Below are 4,464 nucleotides of genomic sequence, written 5' to 3'. Positions count from 1 at the left end.
TTCATAGCGTTCTGCACTACTTTCCAACCATGCGTTGATACGATCACGCAGGGAATCAGATACTTTGCTGTCATTTCGGTTAGTGATGTTAACGTTCATAACGAATCCTTACTACTGAGTCACGGTTGACACTTATACTAATACCATGCCCCGAAATGTTTACAATAACTTTTTGTAACTCACTGATATAAAAAATGATTTCAGTCAGTTTTTGCTGCAGTCGCAATACCAGAAGAACTACAGTTCAGAAGCCAAAAGCAGGGTGAGCTTTGCCACCGGAAATCTCCTAACAACACGATACATTCTGCCCTGCCCAAAGGGGTGTAAAGTCACCTTTACCGATACTCTCTGAGGCCGCACGTAGTGGGCCGATCGCTGTACTAGCAAACGGAATCACCGGAGGCAGATCAGACAGCAGGCCTAACTCCTGCATCACTCGGTTCACGATGCCTCGTGCGGGACGTCCATAGAACAGATTAGTCACTGCGGCATGATGCACCGCACCATCAGATAAAATTTTACGGTGCACTGCACTAGTCTTTGCTTCAGGGCATAACATATAAGCCGTTCCGACCTGTGCACCTGCCGCACCCAACACAATAACTGAGGACACACCCTAAGCATCTGCGATACCACCTGCCGCAATGACTGGAAAATCCACTGCACTAACAATCTGTGGCAACAGTGCAAATGTACCTAATTGAGTAGTCAAATCCTCCGACAGAAACATGCGGAGATGCCCCCTCTTCAAGCCAGCGTAACTCACGAGCCGCAGTGATATGTTCCAGCTCAGTGCGTATGGCATCTTGACAGGACATTCCGCACAGTCAGGAATCTAAACCACCTGCTGCGGATACAGCAATCGCCAGCTCACTGCCCTGCACACCTGCCATCGGAGATTGAATAATCGGCAGGTCGATACCCAAAAATTCAGTGGCCAGCATCTCCTTCAGACTTTTCCAATTCTGCTTGTGCCTTCGCTTTCTCAGCCTTCTGCTGCTCCTGCCACACACGCATTGCTTCGTGATAGTGGTCCCATACACAAGGGGAACAACCGCCCTCACAACACTCATTATCGCCAGGGGGTACAGGGCGTTCAGCATTCGCTGTCATACAAATTCACCTCTCATTAATAACCAACCTATTTTATAGGAATTAGCACTCAACGCCTATTGGACTTGGGTCGGTGTGAACGCCCAGATTCGCATGAATGAAAAGCCGTCAAATCCTAACGATACAGTCACAATCTTCCACTATCCTGATAGTAAACATAACTTTCCGAGCGCCTTGTTATGTTCCATTCTGCGGTTTTAAATGCGCCATATTCTGAAACATCGCATGCGCCCTATGACATGCCACGCCGCGATAGCCTGCGCCTGATCAGTTTCAACATTCAGGTCGGTATCCGTACACACGCGTTTCATCACTATTTTACGCGTGGCTGGCAACATCTGCTGCCTCACCATAAACGCAACCATACACTGGAGGAGATAGGATACCTTCTGCGCAACTATGATATTGCTGCACTGCAGGAAGCCGATGGCGGCAGCATTCGAAGCGGCTTTGTCAATCAGGTGCGGTTTCTCGCAGAGACCGGAAAATTCGCGTTTTACTACCAACAGCTCAACCGAAATCTGGGAAAACTCGCCCAGCACAGCAATGGCATTCTCAGTCGCATCCCTCCCTCTTACGTTGAAGATCATGGCTTACCCGGTATTCTGCCCGGCCGAGGTGCCGTCATCGCACGCTTTGGTCAGGGCGAACACAGCCTTCTTATCGTCGTTTTACATCTGGCGCTAGGAACCCGCACACAGGACCGTCAGCTGAGATACATTCGGCGAATAATCGGCGACCATCCACACGTGGTACTGATGGGAGATATGAATAACCCATTGGAACATCTCAACACGCGCAGCCCACTCAAAGATCTAAAGTTGCAATCAGCGACCTCCCAGCACACCTATCCCAGCTGGCAACCACAACAAACACTGGACCACATACTGGTGACTCCCGGACTTGAGGTACGCTCTGCAGAAGTACTGGACTGCACAATTTCCGACCACCGCCCCGTCACCATGGAGATAGGCTTACCCCCCGCCTTGCTACATTTGACCCAATCCACTCCTTCACTAAGGGCAGATCAGTTTGAGGCTTTAGCGTCAGACGCCTAAAATTGCCGCACTCATTTTGAGGCTGTAATTCCTATGACAATCGAACAAACCCTGATGCAGCGCAGTGGCAGCAAATGCAAACTCTGCACGTCTGAAGACAACCTGAGTGTATATGATGTTGCGCCTTCTAACGGCAGTGCTGAACAGGCCGTTCTGCTATGCGACACCTGCCGCACTCAGATCGACAGTAGCAACAGCCTTGACGTGAATCACTGGCGCTGCCTGAACGACAGCATGTGGACACCAGAGCCTGCGGTACAAGTCATGGCTTGGCGCATGCTCAAGCGCTTATCTGGTGAAGGCTGGGCACAGGATCTGCTCGATATGCTCTATCTAGAAGACGATGTGAAAGCATGGGCGGAAGCCGGCATTTCAGATGACAGTGATGACGACACCTCTCCTACACGTGACTGCAACGGCGCTATCCTGCAGGAAGGTGATACGGTCACACTGGCGAAAGATCTGGTGGTAAAAGGTGCGGGCTTCACCGCTAAACGCGGCACGATGGTCAAAAACATTGGCTTGTCTTCCAATCCAGAACACATCGAAGGCAAAGTGAATGGCGTGCGTGTTGTTCTGGTCGCCGCGTACATGAAGAAAGCCTGATCCAGCGCTCCACACATAAAAAAGCCAGCACAGTGCTGGCTTTTTTATGTGAGCGTTAAACCGATCCGTCAGAAATTACGACCTTTCCAGATCGTCGGATTAACGCTGATTCCACTGAATACATTCTTCCAGCGTGACACCTTCACCACCAAAGATATCCAATGCACTGCCAATAGTCAGGTCGACCTTCCCATCGGACAACTGATCCACCAGCTTCAGGTCTTCCAGTGAACGCGCGCCCCCCGCGTATGTCACCGGAATAGGTGAAGCTTCACCCAATAGCGTCACCAGATCCTGATCGATGCCTGCCTGCAACCCCTCGACATCGGCCGCATGAATCAGAAACTCCGCACAATGCTCACTCAGCGCACTCAGTGTTTGTGCATCTACCGCGGTTTCAGTCACCGTTTGCCAACGATCAGTTGCGATATTCCAACCACTATCGGTCCGGCGACAACTCAGATCCAACACCAAACGGTCAGCGCCAGTGATTGCTTTAACCTGCTCCAGGCGTTCCCAGCTAAACTGACCGTTTTCAAACAGATAAGAGGTCACGATAACATGTGACGCTCCTGCGTCGAGAAATTCAGAGGCATTATCGGCATTCACGCCGCCACCAAACTGCAACCCTTGTGGCCATGCAGATAGCGCTTTTAAAGCTTGTTCTTTGTTACCAGGGCCCAGTGCAATCACGTGTCCGCCCGTCAATTGATGCTGACGGTATAAGTTGGCGTAGTGGGTAGAATCATATGGGCTGACATAATTGGTATCAGCGCCCTGATCATTGAGGCTACCACCGACAATCTGCTTAACCTGACCCTGATGCAGGTCGATGCAAGGACGAAACTGAGTCAAGGAAATACTCCCTAGCTGGCCTTAAAATTGAGGCGCCATTGTACCAGAAGATCCCCCGGATAGATCACAGTAGAATCAAGTTAAATCGCAACATTAGATATTGCTAATTTAGATATATGGATATAACCTAGCCCTGTCTTCTAAGCCTTATTCACAACCCTTTTCTACGACAGGACACTCAACATGAAACAGTTGATGGCATCTACCGTAATCAGCGCCTATGCACTACTTTCCGCCCAGAGTCTGGTTGCCGCAGAGATCGAACCCATTAACATCCCGGCGCTACAGCAAGAAGCGAAAGTTGTTATCAAAACACTGGCAGGAAACTTAGGCTCAGAGCTAAAGCACGCTGCAAAGGCAGGTGGTTTACCCGCTGCAATTCAGGTGTGCAACACCAAAGCATCCCCAATTACTCAAGCAGTTGCGGAAGATAAAGGCTGGACAGTTGGCCGCACCAGCCTGAAACTACGAAATGAACATAACGCACCTGATGACTGGGAAAAAACAGTACTGAAGAAATTTGAGAAACAAGCGGCTGCAGGCGCCAACTTAAAGAAAATGGTCTTCAGTCAGGTTCTGGTGGATGACGCTGGCAACAAGGTCTTTCGAATGATGAAGGCTATCCCGGTCGGCGATAAATGCCTCGCCTGCCACGGCAGTAAGATCAAGCCCGAAATCGCTGAAAAGCTGGACGTATTATATCCAGCCGATAACGCACGAGGCTTTAAGGCTGGCGATCTGCGAGGTGCATTCTCCTTACAGAAATTCCTCTGATCAGAATTGAGTATTCTCGATGGGGCCTGAGCAGATCTAACTCACGCCCTGTCACTCG

Annotated in this window: 5 protein-coding genes and 1 pseudogene; 3 read left to right on the top strand and 3 right to left on the bottom strand. The window is 50.1% G+C overall.

Annotation, left to right across the window (positions count from 1 at the left end; all coding sequences use genetic code 11):
* Window positions 1-286: 286 nt before the first annotated feature.
* Window positions 287-730 (bottom strand): annotated as a pseudogene (locus tag ABYW01_RS15025) (nitronate monooxygenase).
* A gap of 200 nt (window positions 731-930) precedes the next feature.
* On the bottom strand, window positions 931-1,113 hold the full coding sequence (locus ABYW01_RS15020; protein WP_372834159.1) for an oxidoreductase-like domain-containing protein: 183 nt from the start codon (window positions 1,111-1,113) through the stop codon (window positions 931-933).
* A 239-nt stretch (window positions 1,114-1,352) separates the two neighbouring features.
* Between ABYW01_RS15020 and ABYW01_RS15015 the strand changes: the two genes are divergently transcribed.
* Both ABYW01_RS15015 and ABYW01_RS15010 read left to right on the top strand, forming a co-directional pair.
* A complete protein-coding gene (locus tag ABYW01_RS15015; protein ID WP_372834156.1) occupies window positions 1,353-2,171 on the top strand; it encodes an endonuclease/exonuclease/phosphatase family protein in 819 nt (272 codons plus the stop codon).
* Window positions 2,172-2,204: 33 nt separating this feature from the next.
* The gene (locus tag ABYW01_RS15010; RefSeq protein ID WP_372834154.1) at window positions 2,205-2,777 is read left to right on the top strand and encodes a PhnA domain-containing protein; all 573 of its coding nucleotides are present in this window, start codon (window positions 2,205-2,207) and stop codon (window positions 2,775-2,777) included.
* Between the two features lie 99 nt (window positions 2,778-2,876).
* Here ABYW01_RS15010 and hisA read toward each other — a convergent pair whose 3' ends face one another.
* Complete coding sequence (gene hisA, locus ABYW01_RS15005) at window positions 2,877-3,632, bottom strand: phosphoribosylformimino-5-aminoimidazole carboxamide ribotide isomerase (RefSeq protein WP_372834151.1); 756 nt, start codon at window positions 3,630-3,632, stop codon at window positions 2,877-2,879.
* A gap of 183 nt (window positions 3,633-3,815) precedes the next feature.
* Here hisA and ABYW01_RS15000 point away from each other — a divergent pair, with 183 nt between their 5' ends.
* Window positions 3,816-4,406 carry a DUF3365 domain-containing protein gene (locus ABYW01_RS15000; RefSeq protein ID WP_372834148.1) on the top strand — a complete coding sequence of 197 codons (591 nt, stop codon included), beginning with the start codon at window positions 3,816-3,818 and terminating at the stop codon, window positions 4,404-4,406.
* Window positions 4,407-4,464: the final 58 nt, after the last annotated feature.

Origin of the sequence: Pontibacterium sp. (assembly GCF_041587635.1) — a bacterium.
GTDB lineage: Bacteria > Pseudomonadota > Gammaproteobacteria > Pseudomonadales > Balneatricaceae > Pontibacterium.
This window is presented reverse-complemented; position numbering and strand designations above follow the sequence as displayed.

Coding starts and splice junctions, on each gene's coding strand:
- ABYW01_RS15020 (WP_372834159.1), bottom strand. CDS start 1,113: ATGACAGCGAATGCTGAACGCCCTGTACCCCCTGGCGATAATGAGTGT.
- ABYW01_RS15015 (WP_372834156.1), top strand. CDS start 1,353: ATGCCACGCCGCGATAGCCTGCGCCTGATCAGTTTCAACATTCAGGTC.
- ABYW01_RS15010 (WP_372834154.1), top strand. CDS start 2,205: ATGACAATCGAACAAACCCTGATGCAGCGCAGTGGCAGCAAATGCAAA.
- ABYW01_RS15000 (WP_372834148.1), top strand. CDS start 3,816: ATGAAACAGTTGATGGCATCTACCGTAATCAGCGCCTATGCACTACTT.